Origin of the sequence: Streptomyces paludis, from assembly GCF_003344965.1 — a bacterium.
Classification (GTDB): Bacteria; Actinomycetota; Actinomycetes; order Streptomycetales; family Streptomycetaceae; genus Streptomyces; species Streptomyces paludis.
Map to the genome: position 1 here is coordinate 3,662,455 of NZ_CP031194.1, position 22,628 is coordinate 3,685,082.

Here is a 22,628-nt window from a genome sequence, read left to right on the forward strand (position 1 = left end):
ACGGCCGGGGCGCGGTGGTGGAAAGGGCTTGCATCGGCGTGGTGAGGGGGCCCGGGCGCGGTGGCCGGTCGAGCCGGAGTTTTGGGGGCGCATAAGGGGTTTATCTACTTGTCCTCACGCTTGCGAGGGAATAAGGCCCTCCCGGCTGGTTCGGGAGGTATGTGGTGGGCAATTCTGTGAGCGCGACGTCGTCACCACGACCGAGGCGGCCGGCCAACTGCCTCGGAAAAAGCCTTACTTCCGGCTCAAGTCCGTACTTCTGGTTCCTGGAGGAATTGATATGGCAAGCTTCCGTACCGCCCGCGCCATCGCCGTGGTCGCCGCTCTGCCTCTCGCCGCCACGCTCTTCACCGGGGTGGCCCAGGCCGACGACCACGCCCTCGCCGACAACGGATCCAACGCGTCGGCGGCCTCGATCAAGGGCAGCGGGGTGGGAGGCGCCAACTTCGGCAACTCGACCACCACACAGCAGGTGGCGACCGGCGCCGGAGCGTCCAACCAGAGCAATACCGCGAGTGTGGTCGGCTCCGGTCTCACGGCGATCGACCAGTCGAACCACAACATCTCCGTGGCGTACAACATCCCCTTCTGGTGGTAGGACTCCCGCCCGCCAGGGGCGGGACCGAGGGGTGACCGGGATACGGCGTCCCGCGCGGCGGCACTTCGGTGTCATCACGCGGGACGCTTCCGCGTGCGGCGGGGGTATGTACGCGGGCGGGGTACGTACGCGGGCGGGGGTACGTACGGGACGACGGCGAGAGGCGGGTGGCGCGCCCGTCACGGGGCTGGAGGGCCGCGGCGCACGCCCGTCGCGGGGCCGGTGGCGTACCCGACCCTGACACTTCCGCCCCGCTGCCTCCACCTTCAGGAGGTGGAGGCAGCACCACCCCTACACCCTGAGGCGGACACGGCTTCGGGACCTGGGGCCGATCCCCTGGAGCGGGCCTCGCTCCTAGCGTGGAGACATGACCACGCCTGTCTGCACGAGCGCCTCGCAGGCCGCCAAGCCGGCCGCGCATCCCTCGTACTCGTACCTGCCGCCCTACGCGTCGTTCTCCTCGTACGTACGGGCGCGGGGGCCCGTGCTGCTGCGGACCGCGCGCTCGCTCACCGCCAACCCGTGCGACGCCGAGGACCTGCTCCAGACGGCGCTCGCCAAGACCTATGTCGCCTGGGACCGGATCGAGGACCAGCGCGCCCTGGACGGCTATGTCCGCCGCGCCCTGCTGAACACCCGCACCTCGCAGTGGCGCAAGCGCAAGGTCGACGAGTTCGCCTGCGAGGAACTGCCCGAGCCCTCGGGCGTCCCGGAGCCCGACCCCGCCGAGCGCCAGGTGCTGCACGACGCGATGTGGCGCGCGGTGATGCGGCTGCCCGACCGGCAGCGCGCCATGGTCGTCCTGAGGTACTACGAGGACCTCAGCGAGGTCCAGACGGCGGAGGTCCTCGGTGTCTCGGTCGGTACGGTCAAGAGCGCGGTGTCGCGCGCGCTCGGCAAACTCCGCGAGGACCCGGAGCTTTCCCCGGTTCGCTGACCCCGGGGCCCACCGGAGCCGCCCCGCTCGCCGCCTCAGGGTCCGTTCGGGGTCTTCCCCGAGCCCTCCCCGACCTTTCTCTACCACCGGGTAGTCCCGGGCCGCCCCGGGTAGTGACATACCACGCGGTACGTGAGCAGAATCTCTTCAACGCCGCGCAAGGAAGCGCCAGCGCCACTGGGAGGACGCCGTGCTCAGCACAATGCAGGACGTACCGCTGTTGGTCTCGCGGATCTTGATCCACGGGTCGACGGCCCACCGGCAGTCGCGGGTGACCACATGGACGGGCGAAGGCGAGCCGCACCGCCGCAGCTTCGCCGAGATCGGCGCTCGTGCCGCTCAGCTCGCCCACGCGCTGCGGGACCTCGGAATCTCCGAGGGGAGTGTCGCCGGGACACTGATGTGGAACAACGCCGAGCATGTGGAGGCGTATCTCGCCATCCCCTCCATGGGCGCCGTCCTCCACACGCTCAACCTGCGTCTGCCCCCGGAGCAGTTGGCCTGGGTCGCCAACCACGCCGACGACCGCGTGATCATCGCGAACGGGTCCGTGCTGCCGCTCCTCGTCCCGCTCCTGCCGCATCTGCCGGCCGTCGAGCATGTCGTCGTCACCGGTCCCGGCGACCGCGCCCCGCTGGCCGGGCTCGCCGCCGCGGGTGTGTCCGTGCAGGTGCATGAGTACGAGGAGCTGATCGCCGGCCGCCCCACCAGCTTCGACTGGCCGGAGCTGGACGAACGGGCCGCGGCGGCCATGTGCTACACCTCGGGCACCACCGGCGACCCCAAGGGCGTCGTCTACTCCCACCGCTCCATCTATCTGCACTCCATGCAGGTCAACATGGCCGAGTCGATGGGCCTGACGAATCACGACACGACCCTCATGGTCGTCCCGCAGTTTCATGTCAACGCCTGGGGCCTGCCGCACGCGACGTTCATGACCGGCGTGAACATGCTGATGCCGGACCGCTTTCTCCAGCCCGCCCCGCTCGCCGAGATGATCGAGCGCGAGCGCCCCACCCACGCCGCCGCGGTGCCCACCATCTGGCAGGGGCTGCTCGCCGAGGTCACCGCCCGCCCGCGCGATCTGACCTCCATGGCCCGCGTCACCATCGGCGGCGCCGCCTGTCCGCCGTCGCTGATGGAGGCGTACGACAAGCTCGGGGTCCGCCTCTGTCACGCCTGGGGCATGACGGAGACCTCACCGCTCGGCACCATGGCCAACCCGCCCGCCGGCCTCACCTCGGAGGAGGAGTGGCCCTACCGCCTCACCCAGGGCCTCTTCCCGGCCGGTGTCGAGGGCCGGCTCGTCGGGCCCGACGGCGCGATCCTGCCCTGGGACGGGGAGTCGGCCGGTGAGCTGGAGGTGCGCGGCCCGTGGATCGCGGGCGCGTACTACGGAGGCGTCGGCGCCGAGCCCATCCGGCCCGCGGACAAGTTCAGCGAGGACGGCTGGCTGCGGACGGGGGACGTCGGCGTCATCAGCGCGGACGGCTATCTCACGCTCACCGACCGGGCGAAGGACGTGATCAAGTCCGGCGGCGAGTGGATCTCCAGCGTCGCTCTGGAGAACGCGCTGATGGCGCACCCGGAGGTCGTGGAGGCCGCCGTCGTGGCCGTCCCGGACGACAAGTGGGGCGAGCGGCCGCTCGCGACGGTGGTCCTCGCGGAGGGCGCCACGGCGGACTACGGCACGCTGCGCGAGTTCCTCGCCGGGCGCATAGCGAAGTGGCAGCTGCCGGAGCGGTGGGCGGTGGTGGAGACGGTGCCCAAGACGAGCGTGGGGAAGTTCGACAAGAAGGTGATCCGCCGGTGGTACGCGGAAGGGGAGTTGGACGTCACGCGGCTGTAGCCGCGGCGGCCGGTGCGTGGCTCGGTCGGGCGCGCGGGGCGCTGGGGCGCGTGGCGCGGGCCGGATGGGCGGCGCGGGCCCGGGCCCGCGCCCGGTCGGTTGCCGTGGACGGCGCTGCGCTCGGTGGCGGTCGGTGGCTGCGGCGGTCATGGACACGGCCGCCGCAGCCGGGGGATCCCTTGGCCCTGGCCAAGAGATCAGTTCGTCACGATTCGGTTCGTCCTGATTCGGTTCTTCCCGAGTCAGTTCGTCCCGATCTTCGCCAGGAGATCGACGATCCGCTCCTGCACCTCGGCCGTGGTCGAGCGTTCGGCGAGGAACAGCACGGTCTCGCCCGAGGCGAGCAGGTGCCGCTCCGCCGGGTTGATGCCGGCCGAGGTGTATATGACCAGCGGGGTCCGGTTCAGCTGGCCGTTCGCCCGCAGCCAGTCGATGATCCCCGCCCGGCGGCGGCGCACCTGCATCAGGTCCATGACCACCAGGTTCGGCCGCATCTGGGCGGCGAGGCTGACCGCCTCGTTGTCGGTGGCCGCGCGGGCGACCTGCATCGCGCGCCGCTCCAGCGTCGCCGTCAGGGCGAGGGCGATCTCCTCGTGCTGTTCGAGCAACAGGACGCGCGGCGGGTGCTGTTCACTGTCGCGCGGGGCGAGGGCCTTGAGGAGTACGGCGGGATCGGCGCCGTACGCCTCCTCCCGCGTCGCCTGGCCGAGCCCGGCCGTCACGAGCACGGGGACCTCGGCGGCGACGGCCGCCTGGCGCAGCGACTGGAGCGCGGTACGGGTGATCGGCCCGGTCAGCGGGTCGACGAAGAGCGCCGCGGGGAAGGCGGCGATCTGCGCCGCGACCTCGTCGCGGGAGTGCACGACGACCGGCCGGTAGCCGCGGTCGCTGAGCGCCTGTTCGGTGGCGACGTCCGGCGCGGGCCAGACCAGCAGCCGGCGCGGGTTGTCGAGCGGCTCCGGGGGCAGCTCGTCGTCGACGGGCTGCGGCTGGGGCCGGTTGGCGACCTCGACCGCGCCGCCCGGACCGTCCAGCGGCTCGGGGCCCTCGGCGCCCTCGTCGGGCGCGCCTATCGCGTACGAGCGGCCGGCGGGCTGTGCGGCGGGCAGCCGCAGGCCGCCGCCCTGGGTGGCACCGATACCGGGCGCGGGAGCGGGGGAGGCGGCGGCACCGGCGGGGGCCACGGCCGGCTCGGGGCGCAGGGTGCCGTCCGGCGGGGTGCCGAGCTTGCGGCGGCGTCCGGAGCCGAGGGACTGCGGCGTGGTGGGGATGGGCGCGGCCGGTGCCTGCTGCGGCAGTTGCGCCGTGAAGGGCACGCCCTGCCCGAGCGTGCGCACGCTGAAGGCGCGTCCCTGGGTGGAGTCCGCCGGGACCGGGACCGGCGCGGGAGCGGGTGCGGTGGGAGCGGTCGCGGGAGCGGATGCCGGGGCCGGTGCCGGCGCGGGGGCCGGGGCCTCCTCCGGGAGCGGCTGTGCGGGCGGCAGCGGCTGGTGGGCGCCGCGCCGGGGGTTGGGCACGGAGGACTCCACGGAGGACTCCGAGGTGGCCACGGACGCGACCGAGGCCGCCGCCGGAACGGGAACCTCCGGTGCGGGTGCGGGTGCGGGTGCTGGAGCGGGGGCTGCCTGGGCCGGAGCGGGAGCCTGGGGCGGGACCGGCGCGGGAGCCGGCATCGGGCTGGGGCTCGGGCTCGGGACCTGGCTCGGGCTGGGCGCACGCGAGGGGTCCGGACCGCTGTTGCCGTACGCGTCGTACTCACCCGGTGCCGGGTCGTCGGGCCAGCCGGGCGGGCCGGACATCATGCCGAAGCCCGGGGCGGAGGACGCGGGGTCCCCCGCACCTGCGCCCGGCTGCGGAGGGGGGCTGCCCCAGGCGTTCGGGTCGTCCAGGTACGGACCGACCGGTACGGGGCCGGACTGGCGCGCGTCCCCGCCCGCCCTGCGGCGGCCCGCCTGCGGCAGCGGGTGCGGCTGCGGCGGGGTGTGGTCGGCGGTCGGATCGGACCGTACGGCGTCGTGGCGGCTGGGCGGCGACGCGTCCGGCATGGGCGCGGGCGCCGGAGCCGCGGCTGCGGGTACGTGGGCCTGGGCTTGCGCTTGCGGCTGGGAGGGCGCGGCGGCGCGGTCGGCGTCGGCGGGGGGCAGCGCGAACGGGCTGCGTACGTTCTCCGGTTCCGGAGGCACGGGAATGTGCCGCTCCTGCGCCGGTGCGAGCGCGCGCCGGGCCCGCCGCCCGCCGGGCTGCGCCGGTGTGGCACCCGCTGCCGGGGAGGGCTGGGAGGGCTGAGGGGAGGGCGGCATCGCGGCGGCAGCGGCAGCGGCGGCCAGAGCGGGAGCCGCCGCCGGAGCCTGAGCCGCGGCGGGGACCGGCGCCTGGGCCTGGGCCTGAGCTTCGGCGGGTGCGGGTGCGGGTGCGGGCATGGGGGACGGTGCCGCGGGCTCGGGCATCGGGGCGGGCCGCGCGGGCTGTGCGGGAGCCGCCGTGGGCCCCGCCGCCAGCGCGGGCAGCGCCCGCTGTTCGGTGCGCCGCGCCCGGCGCCCGGTCCCGGCCGGACCGCTCTCCACCGGCACGCCCTGCGGCGGTACGGCCTGGCCGAGCGCCGCGCGCCCGGTCGGATGCGCCCCCTCGGCGGCGGTGACGACCGATCCCTCGGAAGGCGCGGGCGGGGCGGGAGCGGGTACGGCGGCAGCGGCCGCGTCCTCCGCCGGGCTCGGCCGGCCGCGCCGGCGCCCGGTGCCTCCGGCGCCGCCGTTGTCCTGGGCCGGGATCAGGTCCGTACGGCCGGCGGAGTCGCCGTCCCCGGCGACCGGGCCCGTACCCGGACCCGCGGTGGCGACCGCCGCCTCGGGATCGGCCGCACGCGCGCGGCGCCGCCCCGTGGGAACGGGCGCGGGACCGGCGGCCACGGCGGCCTCCGGCTGCGGGACCTGCTCGTGTTGCTGTTGCTGTTCCTGCGGCGGCGGCTGCTGCTGCTCATGTTCGGCAGAGCCGGAGCCGGAGCCAGATCCGGAGTCTTCCAGCGGCGAGTCCAGGAACGCGTCCGTGGACGCGCGCCGTGCCCGCCGCCTGCCGCCGCCCGAAGTGCCGGGCCCGCGCTGCGCGCCCGGTCCCGTACGCGCGCCGGCACCCGCGCCCGCGGCCTCACCCATGCCGTCGCCCTGCGGCAGCACCGGTGGCGCGGGCAGCGCGGGCTGGCCGGGCATCGGCATCTCGGCCGGCGGCGGAACGGTACCGGCGCCCCCGCCCAGCGGCAGCTCCAGTACGTACGCGCTGCCGCTCATGCCCGGCACCTCGTGCGTCTGGAGTACGCCGGCGTGCGCCCGTACGATCCCCTGCACGATCGGCTCGTGCACCGGATCGCCGCCGGCGAACGGGCCCCGTACCTCGATCCGTACGACATCACCGCGCTGCGCGGCGGCCACCACGATCGTCGAGTCGACGTATCCGCCGTCCGGCATCAGCCGCGCCCGGCCGGTGGAGTCGACCCCGGCCACATCGGCGATCAGATGCGCGAGCGCGGTCGCCAGCCGTCCCGGGTCGACCTCGGCCTCGATCGGCGGCGCGTGGACGGCGAACTGCGCCCGGCCGGGCCCGATCAGCTCGATCGCGCCCTCGACCCCGGCGGCCACGACGGCGTCGAGCAGGGCGTTCACCTTGGCCAGCTGCTCGGCGCCGACATCGAGCCGCTGATAGCCGAGGACATTGTCGACGAGCGTGGTCATCCGCGCGTAACCGGCGGACAGATGGTGCAGGATCTGGTTCGCCTCGGGCCACAGCTGCCCGGCGGGGTCGGCGGCGAGCGTGGTCAGCTCGTCGCGCAGCTCGATCAGCGGGCCGCGCAGCGAGTCGCCGAGCACGGCGGTCAGCTGGGAGTGCCGGCCCGCGACATCCCCGTACCGCTCGGTCAGCTTCTCGATCTCGGCCGCGTAGCGGTCGCTGCGGTCCGCGAGTTCCGCCGCGTGGTCCTCGGCCGCCTCCGCCAGTTCGGCGTTGAGCCGCTGCGTCGTCTCCTTCAGCTGCCCGCTGAGACGCTCGGTGGTCTCCTCGATCTCGGCGCCGAGGCGGTCCGCGGTCTCCTTCAGCTCGGTCGCGTGCGCCTCCTCGGCCGTGGCCAGCTCGGCGGCGTGCTGCTTGACGAGTTCGTCGTACGGACGCCGGTCGGTGAAGGTCATCACGGCGCCGACGAGCTGTTCACCGTCCCGTACGGGCGAGGTCGTCAGATCGACCGGCACCGACTTGCCGTTCTTCGCCCAGAGCACCTGTCCGCGCACCCGGTGCTTGCGGCCCGACCGGAGGGTGTCGGCGAGCGGGGAGTCGGAGTACGGGAAGGGCTCGCCGTCGGCACGCGAGTGCATGACAAGCGTATGCAGCTCACGGCCGCCGAGATCGCTGGCGCGGAAGCCGAGGATCTGCGCGGCGGCGGGGTTGACGAGGACGACGCGGCCGTCCGTGTCCGTACCGACGACGCCTTCGGAGGCGGCGCGCAGGATCATCTCGGTCTGCCGCTGGGAGCGGGCGAGTTCGGCCTCGGTGTCCATCGTCCCGGACAGATCCCGGACGACCAGCATGAGCAGCTCGTCGCCGGTGTAGCTGTGGGAGTCGTTGTACGCGTCCCGGCCGTCCTCCAGGCTGGCGCTGGTCACCTCGGCGGGGAACTCGCCGCCGTCCGTACGCCGCGCGACCATGCGCGTCGGCTTCGTACGGCCGCGGGCGTCGGCGGAGGCGGGGCGGCGCATCGAGCCGGGGATCAGCTTGGAGTCGAACTCGGGCAGCAGATCGAGCAGTCCGCGCCCGACCAGCGCCGTACCGGGGGTCTCGAACATCTCCAGCGCGATGGTGTTCGCGTTGACGATCGTGCCGTTGGCGTTGACGAGCACCAAGCCGTCGGGGAGTGCGTCGAGTATCGCCGCGAGGCGAGCAGCGCCCCGGGATGGCCTGCTGCTCACGACGACGCTTCCTCCCTGACCTACTGCACCTTGCGGACGGCCCGATCCATCTTGCCTCTCGGGTTCCGGCCTGTCACGGAAGGGAGTCTAAAGGCTGGGGGGTACCCCCGACGGCGGATGAGGGGGAGTTCGCACTCGGAGGAGGGCACGAAGGGGCGTACGCGGAGCCTCTCGCTCCGCCCGGGCGCCCGCCCCGGCGCCCGGCCGGAGCCTGTGCGCGGCACGTGCGCGGGGGCTGATTCCGGGGCCGCCGGGGATTTACGCGGGGGAGGCCGGCAGTACGGGCTCCAGGGTCCGCCAGCGGGAGATCTCACATCCGTTCTTCTTGCTGAACGAGGCGTCGACGGCCCGGCCGCGCCAGGTGCCGCTGATCCGGGCGGTGGCGGGACCGCCGTGCAGCATGGTGCACATGGTGTCCCGGGGTACGGGCGCGAACGGATCCCGCCCGCCCGGGACGGACCCCGCGCCCGCCTCCGACTGCGCCCCCGCCCCCAGCTCCGCCAGCCGGTCGCACGCGGCCTGAGCCTTCGGATGCGTCCCGCCGGCCGGCCGGCAGCTCAGCCGGAACGTTCCGTCGGCCCCGGGCACCCCGCTGTCCGCGACGGTGACGGTGAACACATCACCCCCGGGCACCGAGACGGCGGCCGCCGGAACCCCCGCGAGCGCGACAAGAGAGACAAGAAGAGAGGCAAGACCGGTGACGTGGGCGACGGCGGAACGACGCGGCATGAGGACTCCTGAGAGGGACGACAAGTGTCTGGCGAGTAACAACGGGACCCGACCGCCCCGCCCCCTGCCTAACGCCCACCGGCCCCCAGCGTTGCGCGCAGACATGTGCTTTGCCCTCGGGGCCACCCTCCTAGTACCGTGAGCAGCGATTGGTGACACCACACCCGGCTGTGTCATCATCTGCACGCACCATCCGCGCCCGCGCGGATGTGTCTGGAGGCGTCGCCTAGTCCGGTCTATGGCGCCGCACTGCTAATGCGGTTTGGGTCTTAAAGCCCATCGAGGGTTCAAATCCCTCCGCCTCCGCCCCACCCCGAAGCCCCGGCCCCACAGCCGGGGCTTCGGCCATTTCCCCACATCTCCGCAGGTCAGCCCCGGTCCAGCCAATGGATTTCACCTGGCGCCACAGGTCATGTAATGTTGTTCTCGCAACGCCGACAGGGCCAAGAACCCCAGAAGCCAAGCACAGTGGCCCAAGGCCACTGACAGGCACTCGTAGCTTAACGGATAGAGCATCTGACTACGGATCAGAAGGTTGCAGGTTCGAATCCTGCCGAGTGCACAGCAGCTCAGAGGCCCGATCGGGAAACCGATCGGGCCTCTTGCGTTTCTCGTACAGCAGCGAAGTACAGCAACGGGGCAACGGGTCCGGCTGAATATCAGCCGGTGCCGCCCATCGCTTCGGAAAGCTTGCCGATGGCCGCACGCACCGCTTCCTCGCTCGCCTCCGCGTAGACCTCCATCGTCATGGCGATCTGTGAGTGCCGAAGTATGCGCTGAGCGATCTTCGGATGCACCTTGAGGGCGACCAGGAGCGAGCTGCACGTGTGCCGGGTGTTCCGCAGCGGGATCACGCGGAGGCCGGCCCGGCGGGCGCGCAGGGCGAACATGCGGGTGAGGTTCCCCGGTTCGATCGGCGTTCCGTACTTCGTGGTGAAGACCAGATCGTGCCGGTCCTGCCAGAGATCACCCGCCGCTTTCCGGTCCCCGGTCTGCTGGGCACGGCGCATGCGCAGGGCCTTGAGGCAGAGTGCGGGCAGAGGGAGGAAGTCGTCCGACTCCTCCGTCTTGGTCTCGCGATGGAGGATCTGCCGTCCGGCCCGCTGGATCTGGTGATCCACGTACAGCTCACTGGTTGCGAAGTCGATGGACTTCCAGGTCAGACCGAGTACTTCACCACGGCGCAGCCCCAGGCAGAGGACCAGCACCCAGGCCGCGAACAGATGATCGTCACGGGCCAGACCGTCGGAGAGGAAGTGGCTCGCCTCGGCCACGGACCACGGCTTGATCCGGCGGCGGCGCGGCTTGGGGACCTTGACCAGGGAGGCGACGTTCTTACCGATCTCCTCCTCCGTGACCGCGTGGGTCAGCGCGGCCCGCAGAGCGTCACGGGACGCCTGAACCACCCGACGGGAGGGGTACGACTCGCAGCACTCACCGGCGGCGCAGCAGCGTTGCCGACTCGGTGAACGCTTGGCGTCCTTGCCCTGCGCGCAGCACTGGCAGATGCCGGCCAGCTTGGTCAGCCACTCGCGTACGTCCCGAACGGTGAGCTTGTCGAGGCGCTTGGTGCCGAGGTGCGGCGCGATGTAGAGCCGCACGGAACCTTCGTACGAGACATAGGAGAGCGGGGCGAGATTGGGTTTCACGATGGAGTCGAGCCAGTACGTGAGGAAGGCGTCGAGGGTACGGTGGCGGGTCGCCACGGGGCCCTTTTTGGCCTCCGTGTGGAGTTTGATCCACTTGTCGTGCACGTCGTCGCGGGTCTTGCCGTAGACGTACTTGCGCTTGCGTTTGCCGTCGGGGGTGTCGACCCAGACGTACGCGGCGAAGCCGTTCTTGTACGGGTAGATGGACCCTTCGCCGTTACCGCGCTTCCCGCTCATGCGGCGTTCTCCTCTGCTGCGGTGGCTACGCGCTGTACGTACTCGTCCACCCAGGCCGGGAGGATGCGGCGGTTGCGGCCGACCTTGACGGAGCGGATTTCCCCGGTGAGGACGAGCGTCTTGGTCTTGGAGAGGCCGAAGCCGAGCATGAGGGCGACCTCGGCGGTGGTGTGCCACTTGGGCGTGATGGCGACCGTGTTCATCGGGACGTTTCCCCTTCTGCGCGGTCGGCGTGGAGCAGGTCGGTGAGCCAGGCTTCGCCGCGTGTGAGGCCGTTTCCGGCGTAGTCCCAGCGGGCGAGGACGAGCGTGGAGGGTGGTGCGGGGGCGTGGGCGTCCTCACCGCGTGCGAGGGCGGCTTGGAGGCGCTGCCATTCGGCGCGTGCCTGGCGGAGGGTGGAGAGGGTGGTGGAGTAGCGGCGGGTCTTGGTGGAGAAGTGGCCCCGGAAGCCGAGCATGTGGGCCCAGGCGCGGAGGCGGAGGTGTCCGAGGCCGCGGCGGGCGCCGAGGTCCCAGCAGGTGCGGACGAGGCGGCGGGCGTGTTCGGTGGTGTCGGTGTGGGCGAGTTCGGCCAGGAGGCGGATGCGGTGGTCGAGGGTGCCGGTGGCGGTTTCGGCGCCCTTGGTGGCGTACTTGGCGATGTAACCGGCCACAGCGCGGTCGGTGAGTTCGGTGCCGCCCGCGAAGTCGGCACTCCGGATGGTGCGTACGTCGAGCTGACGGCCGAAGGCGAACGTGTGCTCGCGGCCGTCGAGGACGGGTCCGGATACGCGGGCGGTGCGGGCGGCGGATGTGATTGCGTCGGTGAGAAGTTCGGCGGTGGCCCAGGCCGGGGGCGGGGTGGTGCTGCCGTCGGGGCCGTCGAGGCGGATGACGGCGTGGAAGTGGACGGCGCCGCGCCGCTGGTACTCGGCGACTTTGGCGAAGGAGACGCGGGCGTACTGGCGGAAGGCGCGTTGGGTGAGTCCGGCGCGCTTGGCGATCTCGCGGCGGAGGTAGATGGAGAAGCGCCGCCACAGGGCCCCGGCGTGGGCGTTCCAGAGCACCGCGGCTTCGTAGTCGTACGAGTGCGGGGCGAGCGGGGTGCCGAGGGCGGGATCGTCGGCGGGGTGGGTGGTGCCGCAGCGGCAGGCGGGGTGGCCGGATGGGCGGTTGTGGACGGGGCCGAAGCCGGGTGCGGTGAAGGTCGCGAAGACGCGGGGGTGTGTGGAGACCTGTTCGGGGGTGCCTTTGCCGCCGCGCAGTCCGGCGGTGATCAGGTGGTAGGTGTCGCGGCGGTAGGTCTCGGCGCAGGCGGGGCAGCGGGTGGTGCGGCGGTTGTTGCACCGGACGAGAAGCTGCCCGGCCGGGAGGGTGGTCGAGTCGAGGTGGTGGAGTACGGGGCCGATTTCGCCGGTGGTGGTGTCGAGGTGGTGTTCGGTGCGGTGGCCGGTGAGGCGGATGGGCCGGGTGCAGCCGCCTAGGGTGGAGAGCTGGCGTAGGAGTCCGGGCAACTGCCCGTAGGCGGCGAGATGGCGCAGTTCGGTGCGGGGCGGTGCGGTGGCGTGCGCGAAGATGGTGCTTCTCCTTGGTCTGACGGGTGACAGGTGTCGGGCGGAGCGGATGGGGGCTGGCCGGTGGGGGATTGGGTTCGTTTGGCAGCCGGTCTTGTGGTCGGTGGCGGGGCGTTGGTGATCGCGTTCGACGTCCGCAATCTCGGGTTGCGTGCCTACGACCTGCTGGCGGAGCGGTCGCCGGGAGGCGGTCTTGATCCACGGTTCTCGCCGGACGTGCTGAGAGGTATCGCCGGGGTGCTTGGGGTCGCGGGGCTCGCCGTGGCGGGCGTGCGGACGTTCGGCATGCTCTGAGTGACGACGGCCGGCCAGTGGCAACGGCGCTTCTAGGGTCGGTTGGTGCCGTTGACGATGTCGACGCCGGTCCTGGTGCCGGAGTCGATGGCGGGGGCCAGGAAGGTCTGGTTGAGGTAGAAGCCGAAGAGGGCGACGACCGCGACGACCCAGAGGCGGACACCGAGGAACTTGATTGCGGTCCAGGCAATGACGCCGAGGACCAGGACAAGTGGCAGGGAGACGGTCACGGGCGGGATCTCCTGTCGGGGGATTTCAGCGGGCGGGGCAGCGGTGGGTGCGGGCGGCGAGTTCGGCGGCGGAGCGTGAGTCGTAGTCGGCAGAGAATCCGCAGCGGGGCGCCGTGCAGGCGACGGTGTGCTTCTCGCGGCCCCGGTTGTCGTACGAACTGCCGATCTGGACCGGGCCGTTGCGGGTCACGTTCTTGAAGCGCTTCGGGCGCATGATCAGTTCGTCCTTTCGCGGGCGCGGGTGCGGTCGGGAGCGGGGTAGCGGCGCAGGATGCCGGCCGCGTCCGTAGGGTCGGGTGTCTGTTTGGCGGCTTCCTCCGCGCACAGCCGTGCGAGTGCGGGGCGGCCGGTGCGCGCGAGGTGGTCGGCCTGGGCGAGTAGTTCGGCCGGGGACTGGTCGGCCATACGGTTTCCTCTCAGGCGAGTTGGGCGGCGATCTGCCGTGCGAGGGCCGGTGGTACGCCGAGTCGGGCGCGCAGGGTGTCGGTGTCGATGGGTTCGCCGGTCCGGTCCTGGTGGGCGGTGGCCACCTTGCGGGCGTGCTCGACCAAGGCGGCCGGGACGGCGGTGGGAGCGGGGACAGGGGCCGGTTGCGGCGGCGAGTCCGGCGCGGAGTCCACGGCCGGCTCGGGTTCCACGACCAGCTCGGGTGGTCCGGTGACCGGGCTCGGATCGATCTCGGCGGGAACGGGAGCGTGGGCGAGCAAAGTTCCGCCGAGGAAAGCGATGGCGGGCCACCCGGCGACGAGGATGCGGAGCCACGCGGGTATGGCGTCGAGGTCGAGGAGGCCGGCGGTGGCGACGTTCGCGCCGAGGGAGGCGATCAGCGCAGTAAGGAACCAGCACCAGCCCGAGACCGTCGAGCGACCGGAGCGCAGCCGTCGCCAGGCCGCGACGAGCAGCAGGTCGACGGAGATGGGGTAGGCCCAGGCTTTCCAGCCGTGTTGTCCGGCGGCTTCGGCCAGGTCGTGGAGGTGGGCGAAGGAGAGGGCACCGGCGATCGCGGCTTGGATCAGTACGGCGTCGATCCGGGCCAGTTGGCGGCGCATCTGTATCGCCTCCTTTCTCTTGCGGGCATGGCGGGGTAGGGAGTTGGCGCGGGAGCGGTCGCGCCGACCGGTGGTGCGGTGGGTGGGGGGATTCAGCCGGTGGCGGGGCGCGGCGTGGCCAGCCGTACGGGCTGTTCCACCGGAGATGTGGGGGCGACGGGCCGGAAGGGCGCGAGTGCGGGGATGTCCGGGACCAGCGCGGCGGTTTCCCGGCAGACGGCGGCGGCGTCGCTCAGGGAGAGGTACGGCGTACGGATACGGGTCCAGCCGCCGGACGTGTCTCCGGCGACGGCGAGGCCGGGCCGTTCGGGGGCGATGGCGCAGGCGGCGCCGACGGCTTCCGGGGCGATGTCGCCGAGCGCCATCTTGGCCGAGGGTTCGTCGTTCACACGGTGGCAGACGCGGCCGGAGAGCTGGGCGCGGAGCATGGTGGCGCCCTTGCCGAGTTCGGCGCCGAAGCGCTGACCGCAGACCTCCAGGTAGATGGCGGCGGCGCGGCCGAGCTGGGCGAGGCGGATGAGCTGGGTGACCATCTCGTCGCGCCGCTCCTCGTCCTTCCGGGTGGCGAGGAGGAAGAGTTCCGCCACCTCGTCCACGAACAGCACGATCGGTGTCGGGCGCTCGCTCTCCGGGAGTCCCCAGACGTCCGAGGTGATGTCCTCGGCCCGGGTGCCGGGAGCGATGCCCTGCCGGGCCCTGATCAGGTCGTACCGGTCCTCCATCTCCTTGACGAGTATGGGCAGCAACTCCCACGCCTCGTGCGGATCGGTGGCGAGTGCGGACAGACGAGGAGCGAAAGGCGCGAGTTCGACGCCCCGTTTGCAGTCGATGCCGGCGAGGGCGACGGGTTGGTGGGCGAGGCCGGTGATCAGGTTGCGCAGGTACATGGACTTGCCCGACAGCGTTGCGCCGAGGGTGAGTTGGTGCGGGACGGCCAGGTAGTCGCGTACGAACGGCAAGGTGTCCTCCCGCAGCGCGACCGGTATCCGCAGCTCAGCCGACTTCCCCGCCTTGGGCATGCGGACGTGGGTCAGTACGTCGAAGCCGACCAGGCGCAGTTCGACCATGCCCGGCTTGACCGGGGTGACGTACACGGCGTGAACGCCCCACGCGTGGCGCAGCCGTTCGGCGGAGGCGGTGATGTCGGCAGGTTCCTGGCCGGGCGCGAGCCGTAGCCGTACCCGCAGGCCGGTGGCGGTGGGGCGGAGCAGGCCACGGCGAGGTGGAACGGCGCGTATCTCCCGTCGGGTGGCGGCCCGCAGCGCCATGACCCGCAGCCGCGAGGGGGCGACCGTCAGGCCACAAGCGTCCATGACCGAGCCGTACGAGGTCAGGAGCCGGATCACGCACAACGGCAGGCCCAAGACGCACCAGCGCAGAGCCGGAAAGCGGGTCCGTACCCAGACGGCGAGGCCGCCGAGGGCGACGAGTAGGCCGCCCACGAGGACAAGCGTCAGCAGGTCGACGGACATGTCAGGCACCCGCGCCGACCACAGCGGCGGGGAAGGCTCCGGAGGTGACGGCGGCGGCGCGGTAGGCGATGCCGTGACGCGGCTGTCCGTTGAACACCGACTCCCAGGGCCGGGCCACCAGCCCCGGCAGCGACACCGGCGCACCCAGGACCAAGCCGTCGGTGACACCGCTCTCGGGAACGGTCACGTGGATGAGAGCCGACTCGCCCTCATCGATGTACACGACGCCGACCTTCATCAGCGCCTCACCGCTCACCGCGTCCTTGGCGATCTCACCGGTCTGGCGGTCGCGGACCTTCGGTTCGGGGGTCTCAGTGAGCAGGATCGTCGCGGTGGAGGTCTCGACTCGGATGGAACGCACGGGATGTATCTCCTCGGATCAGCCCCGACTCGCAGCATCTAGTCATCTATACAAGATGCGTCCGAGATCGGGGAGGTGCAGGAACGTCAGCCACTCTGACACACATCTTGCCCACTCGTCTATACGAGTATGTGGGTTGGTGTGTACGAGTTCTGAGAGGCGCGCTCCCCCCGGAGGGTTCGTCAGCACCCCGTGCACTCCGGGCCGTTACGTAGCGGGCAGTTGGTAGCTCAGCACATAGGCGTCGGCGGCCATGACCGTGTCGCACACCTCTACGGCGCGGCCCTTGGTGTCGAACGCGGTACGGATCAGATGGATGACCGGTACGCCTGAGGCGAGTTGGAGCGTCTTGACCTCCTGTGGCGAGGGCATGCGCGCCCGGATCTCCTCCTCGAAGTGGTCGAGGTGGTGGCCGAGTTCTTCGAGGCGGGCGTAGATACCGCCGGGGCCGGGATTGGGCTGGGCGATCGGGGTGTCGCGGGCCAGGTCGAGCGGCAAGTACGACACGGCGAACTCGACCGGCCGGCCGTCCAGCAGATACCGGCGGCGCCGGGCCAGCACTCGCCGGGGAGCACCCAGCCGGGCGGACACATCAGCAGTCGGCCGCTCTTCCTTGACCTCCAGGTTGTCCACTTCCGGCCGACTGCCGGCCGCGTCGGCCTCCACGATGAACGCGGACTTCCCCTGCTCACGATGGCGCCGGGCGAACCGGTCGGAAGCCAGCCGCCGCACCGGCGGTCGTGGCCGGACGAAGACACCCTTGCCGTGCTCGGACGACACGAGCCCCTCGCTCTGGAGCATCGAGAGCGCGTTGCGCACGGTCATGCGGGAGACGCCGAAGTGCTCGACCAGCTCCGATTCCGAAGGCAGCTTCGCCCCCTCGGTGAAACTTCCCCGGTCGATGGCATCGCGGAGCTGGTCGGCGATCTGCCGGAACACCGCGCGGTCGCTGGTCGGGTCCAGCGAGCCGAGCACGCCGGAAGGAAGAGCGGCCATGTGTACTCCTTTGGATATCTAGACAAGAGTCTGAGTCCTCTTGCTACGGTGATGAGCCTAGTCAGCTCTATGGACGAGGAACGCCGAAAGTGACCACTGCCGAACGCCCCCACTCGGTGAGCGTCGCCGGGGTGATCGTGGACGACCACGGTCGAGCCCTGCTGATCAAGCGACGCGACAACGGGCACTGGGAGCCGCCGGGCGGCGTTGTCGAGGCCGGTGAGACCCTTCTCGACGCCTTGCAGCGGGAAGTTCTCGAAGAGACCGGAATCAAGATCGCCCTTCCGGCGGCCCTGACCGGCGCCTACAAGAACATGACGGGCCTGATCGTCTCGCTCGTCTTCCGCTGCCAGGCGATCGAAGGCGAGCCCACCACCGGCGACGAGACCAAGGCGTTGCGCTGGGTCACCCGCGACGAGCTGGGGGAGCTTGCCGACGAGGCGTACGCGATCCGCGTGCTCGACGCCCTGGACGCGGTATCGCCGCCGGCCGTACGCGCCCACGATGGCGTGAAACTCGTCTAGCACTAACCAACGGTCCATGGCCGCCCACCAGCGTAAAGGAACTTGTATGCACGAGTATATGAGCAGGGTGCGTGTCTGGGGGCTGACTTGCCCAGGATTCTCGGAAGAAGTGAGCCGGGCCCGCCGCTGGACACGCGACATCCTCACCGGCCACCCCCGCGCCGACGACGTCGCCGTGATCGTCAGCGAACTCGGCACGAACGCGCTTCTTTACACGGCCAGCGGCGGCCGGACCGGCGTCTTCCACGTCGCGCTCGCCCTCTCCGAGCACGTGGTGGCCATCTCCGTCACCGACGCCGGCGGCTCCGAGACGACACCGAAGGTGACGCACGCCGACGAGGACGCCCAACGCGGCCGAGGACTCGGCATGGTCAACACGCTCGCCCACACCGTCGCGATCCACGACAACGGCCGGGGCCATACCGTCACGGCGGAACTCCTCACCAGCCTGCCCGGAGATCACCCATGGTGAGGAACGCTGGAGCGCGCCTCTTACCCCCATCGACCCGGAGCGTCGGCTACTGGTGCGAGGTCAACGCTCACACTCCCGGTGGCCGCATCATCTGGCTGAACTCGCATCCGACCGGCAGCCCACGTCTTGCCCTGCGCTGGATATACACCCGGGTCCAGGACGTCACCGATCAATTTGACCAGCCATACGCGCTGCCGGGCCACCACTGGCTCACCGACGAAGCCGAACACGAACGAGCCCTCACCACCCTGGCTCGCGGCCGGACCTACGTACTCACCCTGTACGACGACACCACCCGCTACGTGCTTTCCGCCCGTCCGGCAGGAGGCACCCATTGACGAAGCCCGCGCCACTTCTCACCGACGGCTTCCGATGCGAATGCTGGACCCACGACCCGGCAATGGGCCGGCCTCGAAAGCAACTCGGCTCCCTCGACGCCGAGACCGCTCATCAAGCCGTTCGCTGGATCCGAATCGCCGCCCGTACGATCGCCTCAGCTTTGGACGACGACGCCTTCACCGAGATATGGGCCTGGCTGTCCGACGACCACCAAGACGCCCTCCAGGCGCTCACCAAGGGCGAGCCCTGCACCCTCACCGTCCACGACAGCCGCACGACCATCCAATGGACCGCCCACCCGGTGCGCTACCTCAAACTGTCGACTCGCCAGGGCATCAACCTCCCAGCCTGCGTGGAGAAGTACGCCCAGCCCCAAGAACAGCGTGAGTAACAACTTTCTCTACGGTTTCAAGGCACCCGGCTGCGCTCCGCTCCGCCGGGCGCGCTCCCGGCTCTGGCTGCGCCCGCGCTCCTGCCTTCGGCCCGCTCGGCGCTGCCGCCGCCGACGCGCGCCCACAACTGGATAGGCCCGGGGCATGAGTCGAGAACCAAGCCCGCGGCTTCACGACGATGCCTCCGGCGGGGGCGCTCAGACTCCGGGATGGATGGGGCACCGTTCGCGACTGCCGGCCGGAGCGGGGCGAGCGTCGTGGGGCTCCCATCCCGACCACCTCCGACCCAGGCAGAGCCGAGCAGTCGCGGCCCAGGGCGTCAAGGTCGTTCGTACAGTGGCGCGCTCCACCTTGACGCCCTGAACCACGACCGCTCCACGGTGTGTGGGTCGAAGGCGGACGGGATGGAAGCTGGGGTGAGTGGTGGGGCAGTTTTCAGCAGGCATGCTTCGTTTGGCTATGTTTTCACTCGTGCGCCGACCTATCCTCGAATTGATACCCAAGCGCCGAAAACGCCAGACGCAGTCGCGATGATCGCAAGAAGTACGACAGCTCGCTGCATTCTGGTATTTGCAATAGCCTGCCGGAGTCCGGCGGATGCGCCAATGTTAGTAGTTGCAATCTGCATATCGTCAATCAGCCTCTCTGATTGATCGGTCAGGATGTTGCGAATCGTCGAATTTAGCTCACGGGCCTTTCGAGCTCCCTTGGCTTCGCTAGCATTGTCACCTTTCCTGTTTTTTCGGGGAGCTGCAAGCAGTAGCGTCTTGATGAATCGACTCTTGCGTTGGGGGGCCTGGGCTCTCGTAGGAGTAGGATCACTCGGAAGATTGGAAACTTCGACGTACTCAATTACGTCGTAGCGGAATGATTTTTCACTCGCGGCGAAAGTTTTCATCTCGCTAGCTACAGTGGCAGCGTCGAGTCCATCGCCCAGCAAGAATTGGTCGAGAGCCCGCGCTTGTCTGACTGGCCTATCGATGCGCCGACGCGTGGCGGAGCGGTCCCGCAATCTGCCTAGACGATAGGAGTAGACGGAAAGCAGGCAACTCATCGCCCAGCGGGCGGCGAGACTGGACTGGTAGTCATGAAAATCTTGAGTCAAGGCCCAGATACTTGTGCTGTCGTTCGCTGGTTCTTCTTTCGCTGAAGCCGCAGACCGTCGAGCTGCAGCGACTGCTTGGAACGGCCGGTACGAGTACGCCCTCCAGTTGTCGAAGCTGATGGACCATCCGGGAACCTCGGGCGAACGCCATTGATTTGTAGAGAACCCAAGTCCGATTAGGGAGAGGGCTTGCTGATTTCTTTCGAACGGTTCTGAATCTTTAGTGAAAAAGATTCTCAAGCTTGGTCGATACTTTGACGGTTCCGTGCTGAATCGTCCGGGGAAGCGCTTGGAAATCCATCTCCAGCATGCTTCTTCGATTGCCGAAATTGCATCTTCGCAAGCGTCGATTTTTTGAAATTGTGGAGTGTGTAAGCTGTGGGAGGTGGAGAACCTTTTAGGCTTGACCCACGGAATCTGCGACCTGATTCGAGTGAATCTCCCTGAAATCTTCGTTCTCTCGTTGCGCAGTTCGGTGGAGTAGTCTTTTCGCAAGATTTCAGATAGATCGCCAGCGTCCTCTTTGAGGGTGAAAGTGGCAACTAGTATTACTGTTGATGGTATGAAATAGTAAAGCCTGAGCCAGACTGTCGAAACCTCGTTTGGCAGTTCGGGGTCGTAGAATCCATCGGGAAAAATCGATGCCTCTGGATGCCGAACGTATCCCAGACTCTCCCAGCCTGCCCTACCTGTTGCACTTCTGCTTTCCTCGATCCTGACGAGCAGGTTTCTTTTGGTCTCCGAACTCCGTCCTGGAAGCTTTGAGATTGCGCTGTACAGCTGTGAAACATTGGACGGAGGAAACGCCTCGACTAGAGTAAATCCGCCAATATTGACTTGTTCATTGGGTGGTAGTCGATGGCGCGTGTTCTCTTTGTCGTCGTTTCTCCTCCAGAGATCCATACTTTTGGTCGGGGAATGCTCCTTCTTCAGATTTCTGATTGTGGGCCTTGCGATCCATTTCGTTCCTTCGGGGGATTCGGCTGCAGATCCGGTGTGCAAAGCATTTACCTCTCTTCCTCGACAGGCGATGCGGCCATCATGCGGCAGGTCTTACGACGCCGAGGCGCTACCCGGCATAATCTGGAGGATGTCGGGCAGGTTACCGACCGTTGTATTGGTCAGAGAGCTCCTTCACCTGGATCTTCGCCACCGTTAAGAGAATGGCCAGTTAGGGATTCGATGGGGGATCTCCGCGCTCACTGGACGCCCTGATGCGCATAATCGAAATAACCCTTTGCGCCTCCGCGAGCCAGTTTTCTGCCTCGGTCTGCGTTACGGGCTCCCCCACCCCATGAATCAGCCTATTGCGCACATTCAGGAGTCCCCGGATAGAAGCAAAAAAATCAGGTCCGAGATCGTTCCGCTGGGAATACTCGCGCGCCATCATACTGATCCCCTTCCGGCGCACAGCCATGTCGTCTGACAGGTGAGCGCGTATCAGGTTCTCAATGTCCCGCCATACAGCAATCAATTCACCAGCGTCAGCATTTGTAATCACGCGAGACCCAAGGTCATCTCCGGACCCACCATCTCGAATTGAGTCAACAGTCAACGGCCTCTTAGCTCTCAGCACCGCTGCGACGCTTGTGGCCAACCCCAGGAAACTGACGGCGGCTCCCATCGCAGCGGAAAGCCTGTCACCCTGATCCAATCCGCCGGCCACCAACACGATTCCAAGAACGACGGATACGAGTACACCCGCACCGCCAACAATGAATAGGAGGCGCTTAGGGTTTGACTCGGATCGCTGTCGTTCGAATACTTCAAGGTCCCTACCTGCAAGGTATACGTCGCGGCGCTGTACAACACTAGAGCCACGAGACTCCGCATACAACTTCGACCTAAGAAGCAGCTCCTCCCTGAAACGATTCGTGAAGTCGTCAGCTTCTCGCCTCGCGTCTCCACTGAGGTTAAAGCCACCTGTTGCGTCACTTGAATTAGTCATCGCTTTCGCCCCACAAGGTAAGCAATCACACCAATGACAAGTGAGGCCGCAAATCCGATCGAGCCTGTAGGAGTGTCAAGCTTCCCCGCAAAGACTCCTGCGACAGCGGCCGCCGCATATGAAACGACATCCAGAAAATGCCTAGAAGGGGAAACCGGACGCTGAATGTGCCCCCGCTTGCTGTAAAGAAACGCCTCCCTGATGAGGCTTGAGGTCACCACTGGCGGCCCCGATCCGATATGAAAGCTATCTTCCAGCCTATTGGCTTCATCAAATACATCAACACCGAACTCCTTGAGGCATATCTCAAGTTCCGTTCGGGCGTCTGCGGGGAGCTCCCCGCTTCCAGGTACCTCGATATTGAGGTCGTCAGATGCCACCGACTCATGCTAGCCACCCGCACGTCGTGGGACATGGGATTGGAGGATCTGGTTGAGCAACGACACAAGGGTTGTCCCGACGGCAACAGCAGCACCGCCTCAAGTTGCACTCAGGAATTGACCACCGCGCCCGGGTACGGCCAGCCCGCGCTGCCGCGCGCCATGGCGAACCGCAGCAGATGCGCACCAGCTTGGGCGGACAGCACTGGGCAACGCCAGGTAACTTCTCACCTCCGGCTCGCACTCAAGGGGGCATCATTGCTGGTCGGCAGGGTGGATCGCCGCAGCCGGTCGTGAGCCCAAGCTCAGGTCCCACCGAAGCCAGTGGGCGATCACGCCGACGTCAGGAACGATGGCGGCATGCGCTGCTTCAACGAGACGGGTTGGCTCGCGATCTTCAATGGCGCTGAGGCCATGATCGGCCGGACCGTGGACGTGGATGTCTGGGATGCGACTACAGCCGTTGCCCCGTCGTCGATCCGCAGCGAGGAACCCGCCGGCCGGTCACGGACTACCCGGACTTCTCTCACTTGGAGCGAGCCGACCAGGTGGTAGCTGCCATCCCGGGT

22 protein-coding genes and 2 tRNA genes are annotated in these 22,628 nt (G+C 68.9%); 10 read left to right on the forward strand and 14 right to left on the reverse strand.

Translation table 11 applies throughout. From position 1 onward, the window contains the following. Nucleotides 1–280 precede the first annotated feature (280 nt). The 3 genes from DVK44_RS16125 to DVK44_RS16135 all read left to right on the forward strand — a co-directional run bounded on the left by DVK44_RS16125 (nucleotide 281) and on the right by DVK44_RS16135 (nucleotide 3,384). Nucleotides 281–598: a hypothetical protein gene (locus tag DVK44_RS16125; RefSeq protein ID WP_114660304.1), complete on the forward strand. Its 318-nt coding sequence runs from the start codon at nucleotides 281–283 to the stop codon at nucleotides 596–598. 367 nt (nucleotides 599–965) lie between these two features. After that, nucleotides 966–1,535, forward strand: a complete 570-nt coding sequence (locus DVK44_RS16130) for a SigE family RNA polymerase sigma factor (protein ID WP_114660305.1) — start codon at nucleotides 966–968, stop codon at nucleotides 1,533–1,535. A gap of 190 nt (nucleotides 1,536–1,725) precedes the next feature. Further along, a complete protein-coding gene (locus tag DVK44_RS16135) occupies nucleotides 1,726–3,384 on the forward strand; it encodes a long-chain fatty acid--CoA ligase (RefSeq protein WP_114660306.1) in 1,659 nt (552 codons plus the stop codon). Nucleotides 3,385–3,626: 242 nt separating this feature from the next. On the opposite strand, the gene DVK44_RS16140 is transcribed toward DVK44_RS16135, so the two are convergent. Both DVK44_RS16140 and DVK44_RS16145 read right to left on the reverse strand, forming a co-directional pair. Then, entirely contained in the window at nucleotides 3,627–8,330 is a 4,704-nt protein-coding gene (locus DVK44_RS16140; RefSeq protein ID WP_114660307.1) for a response regulator, read from the reverse strand. Nucleotides 8,331–8,588: 258 nt separating this feature from the next. Beyond that, on the reverse strand, nucleotides 8,589–9,059 hold the full coding sequence (locus DVK44_RS16145; protein WP_114660308.1) for an SSI family serine proteinase inhibitor: 471 nt from the start codon (nucleotides 9,057–9,059) through the stop codon (nucleotides 8,589–8,591). A gap of 215 nt (nucleotides 9,060–9,274) precedes the next feature. Between DVK44_RS16145 and DVK44_RS16150 the strand changes: the two genes are divergently transcribed. Both DVK44_RS16150 and DVK44_RS16155 read left to right on the forward strand, forming a co-directional pair. After that, nucleotides 9,275–9,365: transfer RNA gene (locus tag DVK44_RS16150), tRNA-Ser, on the forward strand. 183 nt (nucleotides 9,366–9,548) lie between these two features. Further along, a tRNA-Arg gene (locus DVK44_RS16155) sits at nucleotides 9,549–9,621 on the forward strand. Nucleotides 9,622–9,718: 97 nt separating this feature from the next. On the opposite strand, the gene DVK44_RS16160 is transcribed toward DVK44_RS16155, so the two are convergent. Genes DVK44_RS16160 through DVK44_RS16170 form a run of 3 tightly spaced genes read right to left on the reverse strand, consistent with a single transcriptional unit; the run spans nucleotide 9,719 to nucleotide 12,437 of the window. Further along, nucleotides 9,719–10,945: a site-specific integrase gene (locus DVK44_RS16160; protein WP_114660309.1), complete on the reverse strand. Its 1,227-nt coding sequence runs from the start codon at nucleotides 10,943–10,945 to the stop codon at nucleotides 9,719–9,721. Then, on the reverse strand, nucleotides 10,942–11,148 hold the full coding sequence (locus tag DVK44_RS16165; RefSeq protein WP_114660310.1) for a helix-turn-helix domain-containing protein: 207 nt from the start codon (nucleotides 11,146–11,148) through the stop codon (nucleotides 10,942–10,944). The genes DVK44_RS16160 and DVK44_RS16165 overlap by 4 nt, the downstream gene beginning before the upstream one ends. Beyond that, nucleotides 11,145–12,437 (reverse strand): replication initiator, encoded by a 1,293-nt coding sequence (locus tag DVK44_RS16170; protein ID WP_114660311.1) that lies wholly within the window; start codon nucleotides 12,435–12,437, stop codon nucleotides 11,145–11,147. Before DVK44_RS16170 ends, DVK44_RS16165 begins: the two co-directional genes overlap by 4 nt. A gap of 141 nt (nucleotides 12,438–12,578) precedes the next feature. Between DVK44_RS16170 and DVK44_RS16175 the strand changes: the two genes are divergently transcribed. Beyond that, nucleotides 12,579–12,791, forward strand: coding sequence for a hypothetical protein (locus DVK44_RS16175; protein WP_162793852.1), 213 nt, complete (start codon nucleotides 12,579–12,581; stop codon nucleotides 12,789–12,791). A 32-nt stretch (nucleotides 12,792–12,823) separates the two neighbouring features. On the opposite strand, the gene DVK44_RS16180 is transcribed toward DVK44_RS16175, so the two are convergent. The 7 genes from DVK44_RS16180 to DVK44_RS16210 all read right to left on the reverse strand — a co-directional run bounded on the left by DVK44_RS16180 (nucleotide 12,824) and on the right by DVK44_RS16210 (nucleotide 16,899). Next, complete coding sequence (locus DVK44_RS16180; protein WP_114660313.1) at nucleotides 12,824–13,021, reverse strand: hypothetical protein; 198 nt, start codon at nucleotides 13,019–13,021, stop codon at nucleotides 12,824–12,826. Between the two features lie 25 nt (nucleotides 13,022–13,046). After that, entirely contained in the window at nucleotides 13,047–13,235 is a 189-nt protein-coding gene (locus DVK44_RS16185) for a mobile element transfer protein (RefSeq protein WP_408055324.1), read from the reverse strand. A 2-nt stretch (nucleotides 13,236–13,237) separates the two neighbouring features. After that, nucleotides 13,238–13,426: a hypothetical protein gene (locus DVK44_RS16190; protein ID WP_114660314.1), complete on the reverse strand. Its 189-nt coding sequence runs from the start codon at nucleotides 13,424–13,426 to the stop codon at nucleotides 13,238–13,240. Between the two features lie 11 nt (nucleotides 13,427–13,437). Beyond that, nucleotides 13,438–14,070 (reverse strand): DUF2637 domain-containing protein, encoded by a 633-nt coding sequence (locus DVK44_RS16195; RefSeq protein WP_114660315.1) that lies wholly within the window; start codon nucleotides 14,068–14,070, stop codon nucleotides 13,438–13,440. 92 nt (nucleotides 14,071–14,162) lie between these two features. Further along, on the reverse strand, nucleotides 14,163–15,542 hold the full coding sequence (locus DVK44_RS16200) for an FtsK/SpoIIIE domain-containing protein (protein WP_114660316.1): 1,380 nt from the start codon (nucleotides 15,540–15,542) through the stop codon (nucleotides 14,163–14,165). Nucleotide 15,543: 1 nt separating this feature from the next. Next, nucleotides 15,544–15,903, reverse strand: coding sequence for an SCO3933 family regulatory protein (locus tag DVK44_RS16205; RefSeq protein ID WP_114660317.1), 360 nt, complete (start codon nucleotides 15,901–15,903; stop codon nucleotides 15,544–15,546). Between the two features lie 207 nt (nucleotides 15,904–16,110). After that, nucleotides 16,111–16,899 (reverse strand): GntR family transcriptional regulator, encoded by a 789-nt coding sequence (locus DVK44_RS16210; protein ID WP_114660318.1) that lies wholly within the window; start codon nucleotides 16,897–16,899, stop codon nucleotides 16,111–16,113. 116 nt (nucleotides 16,900–17,015) lie between these two features. Between DVK44_RS16210 and DVK44_RS16215 the strand changes: the two genes are divergently transcribed. The 4 genes from DVK44_RS16215 (at nucleotide 17,016) to DVK44_RS16225 (ending at nucleotide 18,625) form a co-directional block, all read left to right on the forward strand. Next, nucleotides 17,016–17,423, forward strand: a complete 408-nt coding sequence (locus DVK44_RS16215) for an NUDIX hydrolase (RefSeq protein ID WP_114665171.1) — start codon at nucleotides 17,016–17,018, stop codon at nucleotides 17,421–17,423. Between the two features lie 46 nt (nucleotides 17,424–17,469). Further along, entirely contained in the window at nucleotides 17,470–17,895 is a 426-nt protein-coding gene (locus DVK44_RS16220; RefSeq protein WP_114660319.1) for an ATP-binding protein, read from the forward strand. Continuing rightward, nucleotides 17,889–18,233 carry a hypothetical protein gene (locus DVK44_RS36360; RefSeq protein ID WP_162793854.1) on the forward strand — a complete coding sequence of 115 codons (345 nt, stop codon included), beginning with the start codon at nucleotides 17,889–17,891 and terminating at the stop codon, nucleotides 18,231–18,233. The genes DVK44_RS16220 and DVK44_RS36360 overlap by 7 nt, the downstream gene beginning before the upstream one ends. A 62-nt stretch (nucleotides 18,234–18,295) precedes the next feature. Beyond that, nucleotides 18,296–18,625 (forward strand): hypothetical protein, encoded by a 330-nt coding sequence (locus DVK44_RS16225; protein ID WP_114660320.1) that lies wholly within the window; start codon nucleotides 18,296–18,298, stop codon nucleotides 18,623–18,625. Nucleotides 18,626–19,107: 482 nt separating this feature from the next. Here the strand turns inward: DVK44_RS16225 and DVK44_RS36365 are convergent, their stop codons facing one another. Then, nucleotides 19,108–20,733 (reverse strand): hypothetical protein, encoded by a 1,626-nt coding sequence (locus DVK44_RS36365; protein WP_162793856.1) that lies wholly within the window; start codon nucleotides 20,731–20,733, stop codon nucleotides 19,108–19,110. A 942-nt stretch (nucleotides 20,734–21,675) separates the two neighbouring features. After that, nucleotides 21,676–22,059: a hypothetical protein gene (locus tag DVK44_RS36370; RefSeq protein ID WP_162793858.1), complete on the reverse strand. Its 384-nt coding sequence runs from the start codon at nucleotides 22,057–22,059 to the stop codon at nucleotides 21,676–21,678. Nucleotides 22,060–22,628: the final 569 nt, after the last annotated feature.